We start from the raw sequence: 19455 nt of genomic DNA, 5'->3' as shown, positions 1-19455 counted from the left end.
TCAATTAATCTTGTTCAATCGCTTTGCTATCAATTGGAAACTCTTATTTTTCACTCGGGTTGGATGGATTTTCTTAATCATTAATCCTGTCCATTTTTTATATGCTCTATAAATACGCTTTTTATCGATTAGAGTATTTTTAGAGATCAAACCGTTAAGATACAGCCAATCTTTAAGGTCATATTCAAGCGCCAGATTACCTCGTTTATAGAAGCGCTCAGTGACATCCAATCCAATATTTTCTGGACAATCCATGAGTAAGTTATTGGCCATAAACGGTGGCCAAAAGTTTTCACCTAAGCCTGCGTGATCGCAGGTTTTACTCTCGATATGGTGCTCTTCATCGAGTAGTGCGGAGATCCAATTCAGACATAAAACTTGCTCCGTTGCTGGGTGGCGTGCTTTGTAGCCCGGCTTAAGCGTGAAGTGTAATTCTGGTATCCAGCGATCAGACCAAATAGTCAGAAGATCTTGGGTCAGTCCAAAATCAAACAGATCGCTTTTATGAAAATGCACCGGATGTCCGTAGTGGCTCGAAATAAAAAACGTACTGCTGGTGAGCACTCGCTGAGTCAAAAATTGATAATTCTGCGCTCGGGGAGATCGGCATATTGTTCATACAACTCAACAAATTGGCGACCCGTCAGCAGGTTATCGGTACGTAACTTAACCGCATAAGGCGTTTTTACCGCTTTCAGCCCCATGTGGGTGCTGTACATCTGACGGTTATTATTGAGTTTAATTGGCTGACCGTCATAAAAAACGGTATTTGAGCCGGGATCATCCAATTCCAACACTTGGTCGTAATCTAGCCCATCCAACGGCTGCCCTTTCCAAGTAGACAGAATGATGGTCGATTTAGGAAAAAAGCGCCGTATGGAGTTCAAACACTGCTCTGTGATACCCGCGATTTGCTGACGACTGGCGCTGGCTTGCACTGGTCCCTGTACAACAAAGGTGATCGCTTCATCATCAATCTTGATCATGGTTGTGGCTGCCTCAAAAAGTCAGTGTACTCATCTGGCACGCCACAAAAAATGACCTCATGGCGCGCGATCAAGTGGTAGTGAATATTTAACCCTTTTTGAATGAGTAGGTTGTAGAGTGGCGCAATGTATAGCTCGCCTCGCTCCCATTCTTGGCTAGGTCTGGCAACGTATTCGCGATACGCCTCCAAGTAATCCTCTTTACGATTAAAGTGATAAAGCCCGGTACTACAAAGATCGGAAATCGGATTTTTCTCGGCTGTCTGAATCACTTTGGTGCTGCCAGTATGCTCTGGTTTGGCGAAAGACCAGTTGTCACCGCTGCCCTGAAACACTTCTAGGTAGCCATCGCTGTGTTGGCTAATGTCAGGGAATACAAAATTCGGGCGGAATGTGTCGATGTTAAACACCGTGATCGAGCCTTGATAGTCCCCGCCTTGCTTTGCTAATTCCTCTAATCCTAAAGTCACCGTTTCTGCTTGGCCGCGAGTTTCGGTATGCAATTCAGCAATGTAAAACTGTTTAATGCCAAGCTGAGTCGCTTTTTCGCGCACAAAGGCCGCAGTGTCGTAAACATTGCGCACAATAAACAGAAACGGAGTGCTAGCAAAATAGGCGGCAAAGCTGTTGACCGAGTGTTCAAACAGAGTTTGACCATGGGCTTCAAGCATATATTTAGGCTGGGTATAGCCGGCTTTGAAGAAGCGAGAACTCATTCCCGCCATTGGGATCACAATCATTGATCAAGCCTCAGTAAAATTTGATGGAGACGAAATGCATTCGCAAATAGGGCATCTTGGCGGCGACGATCATCGGCATGCAAAGGCAACATGGAGAGGAATAGTTGAATTTGCATAGCGTAAAGATTTTTCGCTGTGAGACCGAAGGTCCGCTCAATCAGTTCGATAAAACCTTGTTGCGTCTCCTTATGATGGCTCTGTTCGGCAATCTTTAATTCGATCGCGTTATTGGCGATTTCAACATGGTAGTAACCGGCAATAATCCAGTCATATAAACCTAGAATCGAATGACTCAGCTTAGCGAGATCGTAGCGGATATCACCATACAGTGTTTTCTGTCCGTCAGGGGTCATCCCTCTAGGATCTATCGTCTTAATCTTGTTGGCTCGGAAGTCATACAAAATGTTGCTAAAGCAAAAATCACCGTGCAAGACCCCTAGCAAGGGTTTGCGATCAGGTAGATGTTTTTGGCTATCACGTAGAATTTGCGCGAGCGAAACATATTGTCCAGCAAACTGCCATTGATCTTCTAAAGTGATGTGTCGTGATGCACAGAATTCATTGAGGCGTAGAGCGGTTTTATCGGCAAATAGTATGTCGAGAGTATTGATAGGGATCTTTTGCTCGACCGCTTGCTCACGGCATAGGCTTAAAAACTCCACTGCGCTGGCTAAGATTTTCTGCCAGATTTGGCTCGGTAATCTGGAAAAAACGAATAACTCGTTTAGTGCTGTTAGGTAGAGATACTCTAAGCGATAGGATATTTTCCCCTCGCTATTTTGGCTGCCTAAATATTGTGGAATGAAACCACGCATCTCCATTGGCAGATGATCAAACCAGTAAGCTTCAGCAGCGATTTTTTGGTTTTTGATGCTCGATTTTTCAATCCATTTAGCGGTGATGGTCAGCTCATTAAAGGCGCGCTGAGTGGTGAATTCGGCTTTAGAGTGATAGTAAGTATTCACATGGCCAAAATCGAGCCAACCGATGGAATTGACCGCACTTAAGCCGACGCTTTTATGATAGCGATTGAGGCCTGCAATAAACTTCCATTCACTCTGGGTGATACAACGAACCAGTTCCCGTGGGCGGCTGAATTTGAAGTAACCATCGATAATCCGCTGACTTTCGTGACTCATGGGCGTATTGGCATCTTGTAGCCAATCGACTTCATCATTAGTTAATACCGCCCAGTTATAGCTGTCTTTTGCGGTGGAAACGCTGACTATATCATCACCAACAGGCAGTTGGTTAAATAGCGTATCACCGTAGAGGATGTGCAGCGGTGCATTGAGTGAGTGCCCACTAATATTGAGTGCTGCTACCAGTGATGCCCCTAAGCTGAGTCCATCCGGTGTCGCGATAATTGTCACCTGATGTTGTTCAAGCCATTGGCGGTCAATCTCTGAGACCTCATAAGATTCAGGCAATGAGAGGTAGACTTTTACGTCTTGTGGTGCCAAAGCGACTTGATGCTGAAACAGGCGACGATTGCCTAACGGCAGAAAACTCGGAGGAATACGCCCAAATTCAGATTCCAACTCTTGGCCAACATAGGCACCCGACATAATTAGGAACATGATTTTTCCTTCGCAAAGAGTTGGTGGATCTCTTCCAAACTCATCGAAGCAAATTCGGAAGGGCGCACAGCACGATCATCAATGTAAAAGCCATCGTGTCCACACCAAGGTTTACCCACTAAAATTTCATCATAAGGCACTTGGTGTTTATCTAGCCACTCAGTAATGATGGGAAGTGTGTGGATATTGATTTTGCCGACGTTACCTTCATAAGTGCGCATATTACGCGCCGTCGAAATCACAATCTCAAACCCTTGTTGGTGGTACTCGCGAAGCTGTTCAATCACATCAAGCCGAGGTAGCACGTTACGATAATCGGAAGTATTGGCTTGGGTGAGAGTGCCGTCGAGGTCGACGATCAATTTTTTCATTGGACGAATTCCTTACTAAAACCTAATTCGATCAAGGTGTTTTCGAGAGCTCCACGATTTTGCATCACAATCGCTAAGGCATTTTTTCCGCATTGCTGCCGTTCTTGAACATCAGTAAACCAATGGCTCACCTGTTTGGCGATGGTTTCTGGTTGGTCAGCAATCACACAGGCATGTGCGTTGATGAGTGCATGCGTGATATCAGTGAAGTTGTAAAAGCTAGGGCCTGTAATGATGGGTTTTGCCAGTGCAGCAGGTTCAAGCAAATTATGTCCGCCGACTTTTTTGCCCACTAAACTGCCACCCATAAAACACACATCAGAAGCGCCGAGTAATACCAGCATCTCGCCCATGGTATCGCCGAGATACACTTGAGTGTCCGAGGTTATGGTTTGTTGGCTGCTACGAGTTTGCACTGAAAAAAGGCTGGCTGCGAGCTTATGCACCGCCGCAAAACGTTCAGGATGGCGCGGCACTAAAATCAACAAAGCATTAGGATGTTGCTTGAGGATTTCTTGATGTGCAGCAAGCACGATTTCATCTTCACCTTGATGTGTGCTGGCGGCTATCCAGACTGGACGATGTTTACCTAAAGCCGTTCTGAGTGCTTCACCTTGAGCAATCACCTCATCGGTGATGTTGATATCAAACTTAATCGAACCGGTAATTTTGATTTTTGTCTCAGCCACACCGAGCTGAATAAAACGCTTTGCATCGTCTGCAAATTGACATAACACTAGGCTTAGAGGTTTCGCCATACTATTAAAGAACGGGCGAATACGCTGATAGCCGCGATAGGATTTTTCCGAAAGTCGTGCATTCACGAGTGTAATCGGCAAACCCGCTTTGGCAACGGTATGCAGAGTATTTGGCCACAGTTCTGTTTCCACTATGATCAATTGGCAAGGTCGGACACGACGCAAAAAGCCTCTTACTGCAAACGAAAAATCAATCGGGGTATAGCGATGTAAGGCCCAATCCGCCAACTTTTCCGCTTGTTCAGCACCCGTCGGGGTCGTGGTAGTCAGCAGAATTGGTGTATTCGGTGAACGCTGCTTAATTTGTTTTATGAGTGGCGTTACCGCTAAGGTTTCACCCACCGATGTGGCATGGATCCAGATCGGTGGGGTTGTGGCTTTTAGTGGTGGGGTAACGCCGAAATGCTCTTTCCAACGTTTTCCGACACTGGGTTTCCCCTGTCTACGGCGATAGAGGCCATACAGTAAAAACGGTGCAGCTAAAGTGAGTAAAAACGTATAAAGCGTACGGAGCAGCATTATTTTTTCACGAGATCTTCGGGGTTGATGTGTGTCCACTTGCCACGAGGTTTATCAATGTATTGGAAGTGTTCATTGGTAAAGGTGCCCTGAATACAGACGTATTTACGATCTTGAGTGTGAATCTCCGCTTTAGCTGACAAGATGTTATTGAGTACCGTTGGTCCTGTGGAGTGATACACCCCCATGGAAGGCTCGTAGTGATTCACGTTATAAACCACCTGTTCAATGGTGGCCTGTAGATCGGGATTGTTTGGTGCGGTCGCAATGAAGTAGTTAGTGATCTCGGTATTATTTTTAATGCGAATATACAGCTCTTGTGAGTCGCCGAGCAGCTTATCAAGTGGCCATACTAGCGTGGCATCAATATCCATATACACACCACCATAGGTATTGAGTACCACTAAACGCCATAAGTCAGCTTGGGCTGCACCGTTAGTGAGGCGTGAATAAGCGTCATAAACTTCTGGTGATGCATGTTCTTTTAAGAACTCACCACGCGCTTCGGTACTCACATAGCGATAGTCACAGTTGAGCGACATAAGACGGTTAAACAGATAGTTAAGGTAAACCGGTAGTGAGGCTTGATCGGTAAAGTTGGTTTGCCAAATGGTGCGTGGAATAGTGGCATTAGCGCGCATTTTTAGCTTAGCTGGTGAATAAGCGGGAATCGTAAACCGCAGCTTTGGAAACATCCAATGAAACGGGTAAGAGAGCATCTTAAACAGGTTGCCAGTCAGGCGGATAAGTCGGTTGGCAATCACTTTAGCGGTGTTGTTCATAAGTGTTTATATCTCATTAGCGAGTGCCGATTTCGCATCGGGCACGATAAATAGGTTTAGCGCTGCAATGACACGAGAAGGCAATAGAGAATTGAGGCAATCCATATGGCCTAGCGGGCATTCTCGTTTAAAGCAAGGGCGACACTCAATATCGGTATGCACCATTGCCAGTTTATCGGTCAGTGGTGGCGTGTATTTGGGGGAGCTAGAGCCGTAAATGGCGACAATATGACACCCGACTGCTGCAGAAACATGCATTAATCCTGAGTCATTGCTCACCACCGTATGACAAGCAGCAAGCAAGTCAACCGCCTCAATTAACGAGGTTTCTCCAGCAAGGTTGTTACAGTATGCTTGTTGCTCTGAGCTTAATGCTTGTTGTATTTGGGTTGTGACCGGATGATCTTTCGCTGAGCCAAACAACCACACCTGAAAACCTTTTTCAATCACATAACGAGCGACTTCGGCGTAGTAGTGATCGGGCCAGCGTTTGGCTGGGCCAAACTCTGCACCAGGACAAAGACCGATAATCGGCCGCGTCGAATCTAAGCCGAGTCGCTGGCGAGCCTTCTGCTGCGCTGTGTGGTCAACGGTGAGTTTTGGTCTTGGGCAGTGTTCCAATGAAACATCTGCTCGCATTGTCGCTTTTGGATGAGCTAATGCTACGTACCTTTCAACCATGTATTGAAAGATACGTTTGTCCGGACGTAAGTCATTAAGCAGACCATAACGAAACTCACCTTTCCAGCCGGTGCGCGCTGGAATATTGGCAAACCAAGGGATTAAAGCTGATTTCGCTGAGTTAGGTAGTACATATGCATGATCATACTGATCGCACATCAATTTACCAATAGCTCTGCGGCCAAGCAGATTCACATCACCATGGCCAAGTGGCATTTCAATTGCTTTATTCACTTCTGGCATACGTTCCAAAATTGGCTTACACCAAGCAGGTGCCAAAACATCAATCTGCGCGTTAGGGTGTAGCTGCTTTAGGCGTTGGTATAAGCTCTGTGACATCACCATATCGCCTACCCAAGAAGGGCCTACAATCAGTAACTTCATTTTTCACCGTCATTCTTATTTTGCGGTTATTCTAACACAGCACTAGTTTGATAAAACTCATATTAATGATGATAAATTCATTCTAATAATAAGTGAAATATGGTGTAATCCGCGGCATTGAATGGATTGCTGCTTGAGTGGAGCATGCAGTTACAGGTTACTGAATAACATTAGAGTTTCTATTAATGAGAATATTTGTCATTAGCCTAAAGAATAGCTTTGAGAGAAGAGCATCAATAGAACAACAAATGGCCAATCATGGCCTTAGCTTTGAGTTTTTTGATGCGATCGATGGACGAGTAAATCCCCCTCATCCACTATTTGCCAATTATGACTATACTAAGCGCCTTTGGCTGACCAGCGGGCGAATGCCGATGCGGGGAGAGCTTGGTTGTTACGCAAGCCATTATTTGTTATGGGAAAAATGTATTGAGTTAGGAGAGCCTATTGTTATCTTAGAAGATGATGCCAAAATTCTCCCTAGTTTTGTCAATTATTTCAGTACGATAAAAGTAAAAACTCAAGAGTATGGATTCCTTCGATTGGAGGAGGCTTATGAGCGTAGCCGCCTTTTCTTAAAAGAAAAGGAAAATGACTTTGAGATCTCTTTTCTTAGTAATAATTTGGGTGGTGCTAGAGCGTATTCATTGTCTCCTGAAAGTGCCGATAAATTAATAAAAGGCTCTCAGCGTTGGTCTATGCCTGTTGATAATTATATGGGGTCTTTATATCTGCACAATATGCCATCATTTCTATTTCAACCAAATGTAGTCGAAAATCCTGAATATTTTGAAACCACCTTTCAATATGATATACAGCCTTGTGCACCATTATACCGTAAGCCCACAAGAGAAATGTACTCATTATATAGAAATATTAGAATGGCTTTAGCGAACAATGTTTATAAAAAATAATTATTTTAAAGTGGTGGAAAATGTATTTTTATTATCACCACTTTTTTGCATGTTAATGTTTATATTTAACTTTTCTGAAACAAAATCCATTTTATCTAGGTTGATTCCTGTTGTTTGTATATATGTCTTGATTCGGCACGGAAAAACAATAAAAGAGAATTTTAATTCTCAACTGAAGAGTTTTTTTGTGTTTGGTTTTCTTGTTATTGCTATTTTTTCTTTCTATTCGATCTTTCGAGGCGATGAATTTAGTTTGGCAAGAACATTAATTGCAAGTTTGGCTTATTTGATTGTTGTACCATGGAAAAGAATCAATCCCCAAATGGTATATTATATCATTGCAATTGCTGCCATTGTTTGCGGTTTAAATGCATTGTATGAACGCTATGCTTTAAATATTTACAGGGTAGGTATTGCGACTAATCCGATACCGTATGCGTTATATGTCTCTTTTTTAGTTTTGTCTTGTGTTTATCTATTATTGAACTCGAAATCAAAAGTATTAAAACTGCTTGCGTCTATTGGTGGTATACTTTCTATAACTGCAATTATTATGACTGATGTCCGAGGAGTAATACTCTTTCTTCCTGCTGCCATCCTCTATTTGGTGATCACCACAATTAAACCGATATGGAAATATTATATTGCTTCGATAGTGTCGATAATATTGTTGTCAGGCGTTTTTTATACGATTTTTCAACCGGAGATTGATGCGCGTATTGCGCAGACTCAAAATGAGATTGCTTTGATAAAACAAGGTGATTTAAGTAGTTCTATAGGTGTACGCTTGGATTTGTGGATGCACGGAGTTGAGATTATTGCTCAAAATCCACTCTTTGGCGTCGGGGATAGTGGTTTACAAGCTAGCATTTCAAAAATGACGAATCCTGGTGCGGCGATACAGCCTCATCTACATAATCAATATTTAGATCTTTTAGCGCGCTATGGCATAGTGGGTACTCTGGTAATCTTTTTGTTTTGCTTAGCTTTGATTTTTAATTTAAATAATTCGGCTTTTGAATATATTGGTAATCCGCTAGTTAATAGTATGCTTATGATGCTGATATTTGCTGGCTTAACCGATGTGCCTTTGCATCACACCCATATTATTTATTTGTTGACGATCTTGTGTGCTTTGTTAATTCGTTTCCCAAGGGCAGTAGGTGATAATAGTAAGTAATCGGTGTAAATAAGATTTATTGTTTTGCTTTCTGAGTTGTTTGAATGAAATCGGCCTTTAGATAAGGCCGTTTTTAATGGATTGATTGGATGATGCGTAAACAGTTCGGTTAAAAGGTTAACTCTTCCTGCCAAGCAATAGAGTTAGCGATCACTCGAGCTGGATTGCCGGCTGCTGCTGAATTATCGGCAAAAGAATGTGTTACGGTTGAGTTAATTCCTACTATCGAACCACTTCCAATTGACACGCCTTTTAATACAGTAACATTATCCGCTAACCATACATGCGAACCGATATAAATACTTTTGGCCGGATTAATCCGTTTTCCATCACGTAGAATATCATGTCCATCACTGGTCATTAGTTTTACGTTGCGAGAAAACATACATTCGTGACCAATTACTAATTTCGTTCCGGATTCTCGGCATGATAAAAAACAATTTTCACCAATCACGCAGTTTTCACCAATTTCTAAGAGGCAATTATTGCCATTGAGCTCGATAGAGACGCCTTTTAAATTTGCACTATCATGGATAATCAGTTGGTTATTATTACCATTAACATAAATGTCGCAATAGCGGATACGAGTATTTTTACCTATTTGAATACTGTTGTTAGGTTTTACCCGAATTTTATTGCGTAGTTTTGCAATGAAACCAAAGCCAGCCATCTGCAACCTCTTATTATTTTTTGTTCATTTTTTTAAATAGGTAATTCCCTTTCACTTTTCGCCACAAGCCAAACGAATCGGTTCTTGGAAAAATGGCAATCCGACGAATCTGATAAGGATCTTGGTGCATTGCAAGTGGCCCGCTATTGGTCGCTACGGCAAATGGGTAACCCAATTCTTGAACAAGCTGTTTCGATGTCGCATCATGGTCACCATAAGGGTAAGCAAAAGAGGTCAGAGGCTCGTCAATCAATGTTTCGAGTTCGAGTTTGTTGTTCAGGATTTGATCTCGTTGTTGTGATTCACTGAGCTTGCTCAAAAAAGGGTGAGTTATAGTATGGCCGCCGATCTCTACTAATCCTGAATCATGCAAAACTTTAACCTGTTCACGTGACATCAAGGGGACCACTTTTTCAGGATTATCACTCACTTCAACATCCCAGCGATTAAAATTTTCGCCAGTAACAACGTAAACCACCGCTTTAAATTGGTATTTTTTGAGCAGCGGCAGCAACAATTCATAGTTGTCGCGATAGCCATCATCGATGGTCATTATGATAAAACGCTTACCTGGTTGTAAGCGATGAATAAATCCCTTCTCTGAGAGATCTTTGAAGGTCAGAGTTTCAAAGCCCATCTTTTTAAGCAACCGAAAATGTTTCTCAAGCTGCTGAACATGCAAATAAGTACCATGTACCCCTTTTTCGCTGTCATCACGAATAAAGCGGTGGTACATGATGATGGGGACTTCTCGTTGTAACTTGTTGACATAAACCGTTTGATAAAGGCTTTCAAGGTCATTCACAATCACTTGTAAATCATAGTTAAGCTTGATCTGTTCAGTGATCTCTTGAGCGCAGTGTGGTTGACTTAGGCCTTGCTCAATCAAAGCGGGGATCTGCTGGAAATCTATCGCCAGATCGTGTGGGCCAATATCGCCAAAATTGGTTGCCATGGCTTGGTCTAGATTATCCAGTTCGATAATTCCCACACAGCTTGCTTCACCAATCGCTAAGGTAGGCCGACCACAAAGTAGCGACTCCATTGCAACTCGACCAGCACCGATCACTAAATCAGATTGTTCCATGACCTGTTCAACGTTAGCGCTGTAGCCGGGAAATGAGACTTTATCTTGCAGTGCGCTAAAACGCTCGGTCAATGGTGTACCTGTGATCACTTGCACTTGGTAGCGGTCGAGATCTAAACACTCGGTTAGCAACCTATAGCAAAGTTCACCTTTCGGACCACTGAGTCGGCCAATGATAGAGATAACCGGCTTAGGATTATGGGGTGCAGCGCTACGTTTAAAGGTACTTGTTTCTATCCCATTACGGCCTACGTGCAGTTGGCTCGCTGGTACATCGAGATCTTTGATTAATTGCTCTCGTATCGCTTCACAAACCGGAAGCGCTTTATCTCCCATTGCATGGAATTTTTTGCGCGAAGCATGTACCGGTTGACGACCATGGACCGTGGTAACCATAGGGGTATTCGTCAAGCGGCAGGCAATATGGCAACTCCAGCTTGATGCTCGTGAGTGAGCATGGACTAACTGGATCTGATGTTTCTTGATCAGGTAAACCAGATAGGCGACATGCCAAAATCGCCGCGGTATGCTGCGTTTATTAAAGCGCAGTTTAAAAAACAAGCCATCGTGAGCTTTGGTGAGTGTATCGGAAACATAAAATATCTGATGGCCACGCTGAGTGAGTTCATTGCCGACAGTTGTTGCATAGACCTCAGCACCAGTCACTTCTAACTGAGATAATGCCATCAAAATATTCATTTAAACTCCACAATTTCCAAGTTTGAATTGGAATACAACTCTACCACTATCGGTGTTTTTCAAGATAGTTGGTGTGCTTGATTTTATTCCGCCCCCATTTTTAGAGGGCGGTTAGGTGAGGGTATTCTTGTAGGTGATTGATTATTTTTTATTAATCAACGCCATATATTCAGCCACGCCTTCTGCTACCGTCTTAAATTCAATATTACAGCCGGCTGCGCGCAGTTTGCTAAGGTCGGCCTCGGTAAACTCTTGGTACGCACCTTTGAGGTGGTCTGGGAATGGAATGGTTTCGACAATGCCGCGGCCATGGAAGGCAATCACCGCTTTCGCCACTTCATTAAATGATTCCGCTTTACCAGTGCCGCAGTTAAAAATGCCCGATACACCGCTGTCTAAAAACCACAAATTGACCGCAGCGACATCACCGACGTACACGAAATCACGTTTAAAGTTTTCGCTGCCGGCAAACAGTTTCGGATTTTCGCCGGCGTTCATTTGATTATTTAAATGAAAGGCGACCGAAGCCATCGAGCCTTTATGCTGCTCACGTGGGCCATAGACATTGAAATAACGAAAACCAGTGATTTGCGACAGGGTTTCACCATGCTGAGCTGCATCTGCCCATAGGCGGCGCACATAGTTATCAAACTGCTGCTTGGAATAACCGTACACATTCAGCGCGCCTTCGTATTGTGGCTCTTCAATAAAGGTGTCGGTATCGCCGTAAGTGGCGGCGGAAGAGGCATAAAGAAACGGAATTTCGCGCTCTAAGCAGTAGTGCAACAGCTCTTTTGAATATTCATAGTTATTGAGCATCACATACTTGCCATCCCACTCGGTGGTGGCAGAGCAAGCCCCCTCATGGAAAATCGCCTCAATTGGCCCAAAATCATCACCGGCCATAATTTGTGCCAGAAAATCATCGCGATCCATGTAGTCTGCGATTTGTAGATCAACCAAATTTTTGAATTTACGACCATTTTTTAAGTGGTCAACGACCAGAATATCGGTAATACCACGTTGATTAAGTGCTTGAATGATGTTGCTGCCAATCATGCCAGCGCCGCCAGTTACGATGATCATACCCTTTCTGCCTTATGCTAAATAAATTGGCGAAATAGTAGCAGGAAAGGCAGCGCGAGGAAAGAAAGGTCCTAGAACCTAAAAGCGAGCTCCTAGCTCTTTTATGCCATTGCTACGAAGTGGCAAAAATTAGTCAGGACGATTCTCAGATCAGTAAAAAAGCAAAGTGGGATTTGATCGTGATGGCTGCAGGTTGTGATTGACGGAAATAGCGATGATATTGTGTGGAAAACCGCGGCCTTGACCGCGGTTTTTGCGTATGGTGGCTTGGCCGTGGTCGAAAACCGTTATCATCATTGCGTGAATGGGAGTGCAAAGGAGCAAGGGTATGCAAGTGATCCATCATGGTGGTAAAGAGAGCGTGACCGGTTCATGCCATGAACTGCGTGCCGATGGGCAAGCGGTGTTGATTGATTGTGGCCTGTTTCAAGGCGCGGATGAGCGTCCGCTCAAGGTCGAATTTGCTTTGGCGCATCTTGATGCGTTAGTTCTGACTCACGCCCATATTGATCATATTGGCCGTTTACCTTGGTTACTGGCGGCAGGGTTTCAGCAGCCGATTTATTGCACGGCTGCCACCGCCGAGCTTGTTCCACTCATGTTGGAAGATGGCCTTAAGCTGCAACTTGGCATGTCGCCCAAACAAAGTGAGCGAGTGCTAACTCAAGTGCGCCGTTTGCTGCGGGTGCAAGATTATCAAAAATGGTTTGCCCTGCAACCGAAGAATAGCGATTCACTCTGGATGCGCTTTCAGCCATCGGGGCATATTTTGGGCTCAGCGTATGTGGAAATTCGCCTTGCCAATGGTGAGGTGGTGGTGTTTTCGGGCGATTTAGGGCCAAGCCATACGCCACTGCTGCCCGATCCACAGTCGCCAGAGCGCGCCGATTATCTATTGATTGAAACCACTTACGGCAATAAGCAGCATGACGATGTGCAAAGTCGTGGTGAGCGGCTGCGCGCGATCATTGAGCGCTCACTCACCGATGGCGGGGCGATTTTAATTCCGGCGTTCAGCGTCGGGCGCACCCAAGAATTATTGTTTGATATTGAGCAGCTGATTTTTGCTCAGCAAATCGATGTTAATTTGCCGATCATTCTTGATTCGCCGATGGCGCAGCGGGTGACACATTCTTATCGTCGCTTTAAGCAGTTATGGGGGCAAGAAGCCAAAGCGCGGCTGCAAATGCAGCGCCATCCGCTGGCGTTTGAGCAGTGCATTACGGTTGAGGATCACCGTACACATCAGCGTTTGGTTAACCGTTTGGCTTCAACCGGGCAAGCGGCGATTGTGGTGGCGGCTTCGGGTATGTGTCAGGGCGGGCGAATTATGGATTATTTAAAAGCGCTGCTGCCAGATAGTCGTACCGATGTGATTTTGGCTGGCTTTCAAGCCGAAGGCACGCTTGGGCGCAAGATCCAAAGCGGTGAGCCGGTGGTGAGTATTGATGGGGCGCAGATCCCGGTCAACGCGCAGATCCATACGATGTCCGGCTATTCGGCCCATGCCGATCAAGCCGATTTACTGCGTTTTATTACCGGTATTGCAGAAAAGCCCAAGCAAGTGCACCTTATTCACGGTGAAGCGGCCGCCAAGCAAGCGTTCGCGGCTGAGCTTACCTCACGCGGTTATGCGGTATGTTCGTTTGATGAAGGATAAGGCATGACGGTAATTAGACCCTAGGACCTAGGTCCTAGAACCTAGGCTCGGGAGCTTATTTTGCTTCCTGCTCTAGCCACACCCAAGTATACGGTTGGCTAGAGCTGATCTTGCTGCGCAAATAACGCGTACTGGTTTTTGACTTTGGTCACGATTTTTCGGCCGTTTTAACGGATTGGTAGCCCTATAAGACGAGTTGATTTAGACTGCGTGGCTTATTAATACTTGATGCACAGCGCAATTAGGGGCGATACCTAAGGGCGGTAGCATGCCAAAAATTCTATTTCAGGAGGAAAGTCAGTGAGTTCATTGCCAAATCAGTCCCCTATTCAATCCCCATACCCGCACTATTCTTATCCTGCTGATGATGAAATTGATTTAAAACAATTATTTCTGGCCTTATGGCAAGGCAAATGGACCATTATTATTACCACGCTCTGTTTTAGTCTCGCTGCGATTGGCTATGCTTTAACTGCACAACAGTGGTGGAGTGCCAAAGCCATAGTCGGCCAACCCCAGTTGCAAGATATTGCTAGTTATCAACAAGTAGTCAAAGGCTATCAATCATTATTTGATGTTTATCAAGAAGATGGAACTATAATTGTTAGCGATGTTTTAGATAAATTAGTTGATCCTGAGCCTATCTTTAAGCGTTTTATTCAAGAGTTTAATGCCAACGGTAATAAACGCCGTTTTATGCAAACTGATCCTGCTTTTTTGGCGCTGCAGCAGCAAATGCAAATAAATGAGGAGCCAGAAAACTTACAAGCATTTTACCAAAATTGGTTTGGGCATATTCAGGCATCCGCGACTGATAAAAAAGTCAATGACACCTTTACCCTAAGTTTTCAGTCGATAGATAAAAGTAGCAGTTTGATTTTACTTAACCAATATGTGCAGTTTATTAACCAAGTTATGAATCAGCAACTGAATAATACATTGCATAATACATTGGCGGGTAAATATAGAGAATTAAAGCTGCAAGAAAAAAATTTACTACAGCAAGCTAAATTGCGTTTAAGCGTTGAATTAGATCGCACTCAATACGCACTGAATATTGCACAAGCCGCGGGTATTCAGCACCCCGTGCAAAACTTAGGTGAGCAAGAAATTTTTGCGATTAATATTGGCAGTCGAGCCTTAGCCGCTAAGATTGATGCGTTAAAATCGATTAAAGATTTAAGTATTTTTGAGCCAAGGATTTCTATTTTACAAACTAAGCTAAGTCAATTTAATTTAGATGCGTTAAGCGCTACGCCAAAATGGTCGGCAAATGCCTTTTATTATTTAGACCAGCCAGAGCAGCCTTTAAATAGAGATAAACCCAAACGTGCCTTAATTTGTGTGCTCGGCACCTTGCTTGGCGGCATGCTGGGTGTAGCCATTGTGTTGGTCAGGTTTGCGTTTAGGAAAGAAGATATTGAGGACCTAGGAAAACCAGATCCTAGGTCCTAACAGGGAAAGCGCATGAAGGTCGTTGATATATAAGGGCTGCGGTGATGCTTAGAATTAGTTGCCAATGCTTCCTTAATCTCAGTTTTTAGATGTAACCCGATGAAATTTAAGATCACCTTGTAGATCATTTCTGTTGTTTTGTAATAGCTCCTAGACAATATAGGAGCCTAAATATGAGCGAGTTAACCAACCCATTTATGTACTTTCAAATCATTAAAGATTATCGACAGGAAAATAAAATAGCACACAAATTATCAGACATTATTTTGCTGACAATTTGTGGTGTTTTGTCGGGTCACGATGGCTGGGATGGCATTATCGATTTTGGTCATGCTCGCTTAGATTTCCTTAAACGATATGGTCACTTTGAAGCTGGTATTCCTTCTGCGGATACGCTGTCTCGTGTGATGGGCATGATTAATCCTGTCGCTTTGCAAAGAAGCTTCATTGCCTGGATGAAGGACTGCCATACACTGACGGATGGTGAAGTGATTGCCATCGACGGTAAAACATTACGCGGCTCTTATGACCGCTCAAAAGGCAAAGGAACGATCCATATGGTGAACGCTTTTGCTACAGCAAATAGAATGAGCATTGGGCAACAGAAGGTTGATTCTAAGAGTAACGAGATTACCGCGATCCCTAAGCTACTTGACTTGCTGGATGTAAAAGGCTGCTTGATTACGATTGATGCCATGGGCTGCCAAAAGAAAATAGCGCAGAAAATCCTTGATAAAGAAGCGGATTATTTATTGGCGGTCAAAGGCAATCAGGGAATGCTTGAGCAAGCTTTTGATGATTATTTTCGAATGGACATGCTTCAAGACTTCGACGGTAGTTCTTATCGTACTCAAGAAAAAAGTCACGGAAGAATAGAAACGAGAGTGGCTTTAGTGAATCGAGATTTGTCGGTTTTGGGTGATATTGAACATGAATGGCCTGGGCTTAAATCAATGGGCATCGTGGCTTCAATTCGACAAGAATCGGCAGTAGCAATAGAGCAAGATGTGAGTATTCGTTACTACATATGCTCTAAAGAATTGGAAGCTCAAACGTTACTTGAAGCGACACGTTCTCACTGGGGTGTAGAGGTCATGCATTGGTCACTTGATACTGCATTTTGTGAGGACAATTCGCGTATTAGAGCGGACGATCGAGCAGAGGCTTTTGCAAGGATCAGGCAGATATGTTTGAACCTATTAAAGAGCGAAACCACGTTTAAAGGTGGTATCAAACGTAAACGGATGAACTGCGCAATGGATGAAAAGTACCTAAGTAAGGTTCTTGAAAGCCTTACGTGACGGTGATGTTCATGCGGTTTCCGTGCTAGTGTGCTGCTTTATAACTGCTAGAGTGGCTGATGGTCTTCTAGAATTGAGCAGCGCTAACTCATTTGTTTTGATAACTTAAATTAGGTTCGACAATGCCCCCAAAAAAAGTTCTCACCGTTTTTGGCACCCGCCCCGAAGCGATTAAAATGGCACCGTTAGTTCACGCTTTGGTGGTGGATGAGCGTTTTGAAGCTAAATGCTGCGTAACTGCTCAACATCGCGAAATGCTCGATCAAGTATTAGATTTGTTCGAAATTACTCCGGACTACGATTTAAATCTGATGAAAGCTGGCCAAACACTTAATGAAGTCACGGCGCGAATTCTATTAGAACTAAAACCTGTTTTACAGGAATTTAAACCCGATGTGGTGCTTGTTCATGGAGATACCGCAACAACGTTTGCAGCCAGCCTAGCAGCCTATTATGAGCAAATTTCTGTTGGCCATGTTGAAGCGGGGCTGCGCACCGGTAACATTTATTCTCCATGGCCAGAGGAAGCTAACCGTAAGCTCACAGGGGCGTTAACCAAGTACCACTTTGCTCCAACAGAAACCTCGCAGCAAAATTTGCTGCAAGAGAATTATGCGGCAGAGAATATTTTCGTCACCGGTAATACGGTGATTGACGCGCTGCTGATGGTGAAAGAAAAAATAGAGCAAGATGCCGATCTAAAAGCAACCTTAGCCGCACAGTTTCCTTACTTAGATGAAAGCAAAAAGCTCATCTTAGTGACAGGCCATCGGCGCGAAAGCTTTGGTGGTGGTTTTGAGCGTATCTGTGAAGCCTTAGCGCAAACAGCGAAACAGCACCCTGATGTGCAAATACTTTATCCTATGCATCTAAACCCTAATGTGCGTGAACCCGTCAATCGCATTCTAGGTAGTGTTGAAAATGTGTTGTTGATTGAGCCGCAACAGTATTTGCCGTTTATCTATTTAATGGATCGTGCGCATATTATTCTTACTGATTCGGGTGGTATTCAAGAAGAAGCACCATCGCTGGGTAAACCAGTATTAGTGATGCGCGATACGACGGAACGCCCAGAAGCAGTTGTCGCAGGTACTGTTAAGCTAGTGGGGACAGATGTAGAAACTATCGTTACCAATATTAATAATTTGCTTACTGATACAAGTGCTTATCAAGCAATGAGTTTTGCTCATAACCCTTATGGCGACGGTAAGGCATGTCTGCGAATTCTCGACTCCCTGTACAAGTAATGTATTAATCTCGCCTAGAGCCTAGAGCCTAGAGCCTAGAGCCTAGAGCCTAGAACCAAATTTATAAAATATTTTAGGACTCAGAAACATGTCTTTTGAAACTATTTCAGTAATCGGCTTGGGCTATATCGGTTTACCTACTGCGGCGATGTTTGCCTCTCGTAAAAAGAAAGTGATTGGTGTCGATGTAAACCAACATGCGGTTGATACCATTAATCAAGGCAAGATTCATATTGTTGAACCTGATCTCGATATGATGGTGCATGCTGCCGTCAGCGGTGGCTACTTAAAAGCAACCACCACACCAGAAGCGGCTGATGCGTTTTTGATTGCCGTACCAACCCCGTTCTTACCTTGCGAAGAAGGTGAAGTGCCAGCACCAGATTTGTCTTACATAGAAGCAGCCAGCAAAGCGATTGCTCCTGTGCTGAAAAAAGGCGACTTGGTGATTCTAGAATCGACCTCTCCCGTTGGAGCAACCGAGCAAATGGCCGCTTGGCTCGCAGAAGCTCGCTCAGATCTTTCCTTCCCTCAAACACATGGTGAAGAAGCGGATCTGAACATTGCACATTGTCCAGAGCGCGTTTTACCTGGCCATGTGGTACGTGAGTTAGTTGAAAATGACCGCGTGATTGGTGGCTTAACCGTTAAGTGTTCAGCGCGTGCGGTGGAACTTTATAAAACTTTTGTTCAAGGTGAATGCGTAGTTACCAATGCGCGCACGGCAGAAATGGCCAAGCTAACCGAAAACAGCTCTCGTGATGTACAAATCGCCTTTGCCAACGAGCTATCTATCATTTGTGACAAGCTAGACATCAACGTATGGGAGCTAATTGCGCTTGCAAACCGCCATCCTCGTGTCAACATTCTCCAGCCTGGCCCAGGTGTAGGCGGTCACTGCATTGCCGTTGACCCTTGGTTTATTGTATCTAAAACGCCAGCAGAGGCGCGTTTAATCCATATGGCGCGTGTCGTGAATGACAGCAAGCCAGACTGGGTAATCGAAAAAGTAAAAATTGCCATTGCAGACTTTTTGCAAGCTAATCCAGATAAAACGGCTAAAGATGTGACGATTGCTTGTTACGGTTTGGCTTTTAAGCCAGATATTGATGATTTGCGTGAAAGTCCGGCGATGGTTATTACACAAAAAATTGCTGAAATGCACGCTGGTCGCGTTGTTGCAGTAGAACCAAACATTGATGCAGTTCCAGAAATGCTTAAGTATGTTGAACTAGTGGATTTTGAAATGGCGTCTAAAGAAGCTGATATTCAAGTGCTATTGGTTGATCATAAAGAGTTAAAAAAAGTATCAGTAACTGATGGTTTAATCATTGATACTAAAGGTATTTGGTAAA

Annotated in this window: 16 protein-coding genes and 1 pseudogene; 7 read left to right on the top strand and 10 right to left on the bottom strand. The window is 44.0% G+C overall.

Features of this window, described 5'->3' with window-relative positions:
• The 7 genes and pseudogenes from G7083_RS05505 to waaF form a co-directional block, all read right to left on the bottom strand.
• Window positions 1–986: pseudogene (locus G7083_RS05505) on the bottom strand (WavE lipopolysaccharide synthesis family protein).
• Window positions 983–1726 carry a glycosyltransferase family 2 protein gene (locus G7083_RS05500; protein WP_166013911.1) on the bottom strand — a complete coding sequence of 248 codons (744 nt, stop codon included), beginning with the start codon at window positions 1724–1726 and terminating at the stop codon, window positions 983–985. The pseudogene G7083_RS05505 and the gene G7083_RS05500 overlap by 4 nt, the downstream one beginning before the upstream one ends.
• Entirely contained in the window at window positions 1723–3306 is a 1584-nt protein-coding gene (locus G7083_RS05495; RefSeq protein WP_166013910.1) for a capsular biosynthesis protein, read from the bottom strand. The genes G7083_RS05500 and G7083_RS05495 overlap by 4 nt, the downstream gene beginning before the upstream one ends.
• Window positions 3297–3677 (bottom strand): HAD-IIIC family phosphatase, encoded by a 381-nt coding sequence (locus G7083_RS05490; RefSeq protein WP_055051859.1) that lies wholly within the window; start codon window positions 3675–3677, stop codon window positions 3297–3299. Before G7083_RS05490 ends, G7083_RS05495 begins: the two co-directional genes overlap by 10 nt.
• Window positions 3674–4954 (bottom strand): lipid IV(A) 3-deoxy-D-manno-octulosonic acid transferase, encoded by a 1281-nt coding sequence (gene waaA / locus G7083_RS05485; RefSeq protein WP_166013909.1) that lies wholly within the window; start codon window positions 4952–4954, stop codon window positions 3674–3676. The genes G7083_RS05490 and waaA overlap by 4 nt, the downstream gene beginning before the upstream one ends.
• Window positions 4954–5736 (bottom strand): glycosyltransferase family 32 protein, encoded by a 783-nt coding sequence (locus G7083_RS05480; RefSeq protein ID WP_166013908.1) that lies wholly within the window; start codon window positions 5734–5736, stop codon window positions 4954–4956. Before G7083_RS05480 ends, waaA begins: the two co-directional genes overlap by 1 nt.
• Before the next feature lie 6 nt (window positions 5737–5742).
• Window positions 5743–6801, bottom strand: coding sequence for a lipopolysaccharide heptosyltransferase II (gene waaF / locus G7083_RS05475; protein ID WP_166013907.1), 1059 nt, complete (start codon window positions 6799–6801; stop codon window positions 5743–5745).
• 185 nt (window positions 6802–6986) lie between these two features.
• Between waaF and G7083_RS05470 the strand changes: the two genes are divergently transcribed.
• On the top strand, window positions 6987–7715 hold the full coding sequence (locus G7083_RS05470) for a glycosyltransferase family 25 protein (protein WP_166013906.1): 729 nt from the start codon (window positions 6987–6989) through the stop codon (window positions 7713–7715).
• Window positions 7699–8895, top strand: coding sequence for an O-antigen ligase family protein (locus G7083_RS05465; protein ID WP_166013905.1), 1197 nt, complete (start codon window positions 7699–7701; stop codon window positions 8893–8895). The genes G7083_RS05470 and G7083_RS05465 overlap by 17 nt, the downstream gene beginning before the upstream one ends.
• A gap of 109 nt (window positions 8896–9004) precedes the next feature.
• Here the strand turns inward: G7083_RS05465 and G7083_RS05460 are convergent, their stop codons facing one another.
• The 3 genes from G7083_RS05460 to rfaD all read right to left on the bottom strand — a co-directional run bounded on the left by G7083_RS05460 (window position 9005) and on the right by rfaD (window position 12437).
• Window positions 9005–9565 carry an acyltransferase gene (locus G7083_RS05460; RefSeq protein WP_166013904.1) on the bottom strand — a complete coding sequence of 187 codons (561 nt, stop codon included), beginning with the start codon at window positions 9563–9565 and terminating at the stop codon, window positions 9005–9007.
• A gap of 13 nt (window positions 9566–9578) precedes the next feature.
• Window positions 9579–11351, bottom strand: a complete 1773-nt coding sequence (locus G7083_RS05455; RefSeq protein ID WP_166013903.1) for a polysaccharide deacetylase family protein — start codon at window positions 11349–11351, stop codon at window positions 9579–9581.
• A 141-nt stretch (window positions 11352–11492) separates the two neighbouring features.
• Window positions 11493–12437 carry an ADP-glyceromanno-heptose 6-epimerase gene (gene rfaD / locus G7083_RS05450; protein WP_166013902.1) on the bottom strand — a complete coding sequence of 315 codons (945 nt, stop codon included), beginning with the start codon at window positions 12435–12437 and terminating at the stop codon, window positions 11493–11495.
• Window positions 12438–12765: 328 nt separating this feature from the next.
• Here rfaD and G7083_RS05445 point away from each other — a divergent pair, with 328 nt between their 5' ends.
• The 5 genes from G7083_RS05445 to wecC all read left to right on the top strand — a co-directional run bounded on the left by G7083_RS05445 (window position 12766) and on the right by wecC (window position 19454).
• Window positions 12766–14097 (top strand): MBL fold metallo-hydrolase, encoded by a 1332-nt coding sequence (locus G7083_RS05445; protein WP_166013901.1) that lies wholly within the window; start codon window positions 12766–12768, stop codon window positions 14095–14097.
• Between the two features lie 300 nt (window positions 14098–14397).
• Window positions 14398–15552 carry a Wzz/FepE/Etk N-terminal domain-containing protein gene (locus G7083_RS05440; RefSeq protein WP_166013900.1) on the top strand — a complete coding sequence of 385 codons (1155 nt, stop codon included), beginning with the start codon at window positions 14398–14400 and terminating at the stop codon, window positions 15550–15552.
• A 173-nt stretch (window positions 15553–15725) separates the two neighbouring features.
• A complete protein-coding gene (locus G7083_RS05435; protein ID WP_166013899.1) occupies window positions 15726–16853 on the top strand; it encodes an ISAs1 family transposase in 1128 nt (375 codons plus the stop codon).
• 122 nt (window positions 16854–16975) lie between these two features.
• The gene (gene wecB / locus G7083_RS05430) at window positions 16976–18100 is read left to right on the top strand and encodes a UDP-N-acetylglucosamine 2-epimerase (non-hydrolyzing) (protein WP_142731394.1); all 1125 of its coding nucleotides are present in this window, start codon (window positions 16976–16978) and stop codon (window positions 18098–18100) included.
• Between the two features lie 88 nt (window positions 18101–18188).
• Window positions 18189–19454 (top strand): UDP-N-acetyl-D-mannosamine dehydrogenase, encoded by a 1266-nt coding sequence (gene wecC / locus G7083_RS05425; RefSeq protein ID WP_166013898.1) that lies wholly within the window; start codon window positions 18189–18191, stop codon window positions 19452–19454.
• Window position 19455: the final 1 nt, after the last annotated feature.

The sequence above is a fragment of the Vibrio sp. HDW18 genome (assembly GCF_011306175.1).
Lineage (GTDB): Bacteria > Pseudomonadota > Gammaproteobacteria > Enterobacterales > Vibrionaceae > Vibrio > Vibrio chanodichtyis.
The sequence above is the reverse complement of the archived record's forward strand: the minus strand, read 5'-3'. Positions and strand labels throughout refer to the sequence as shown.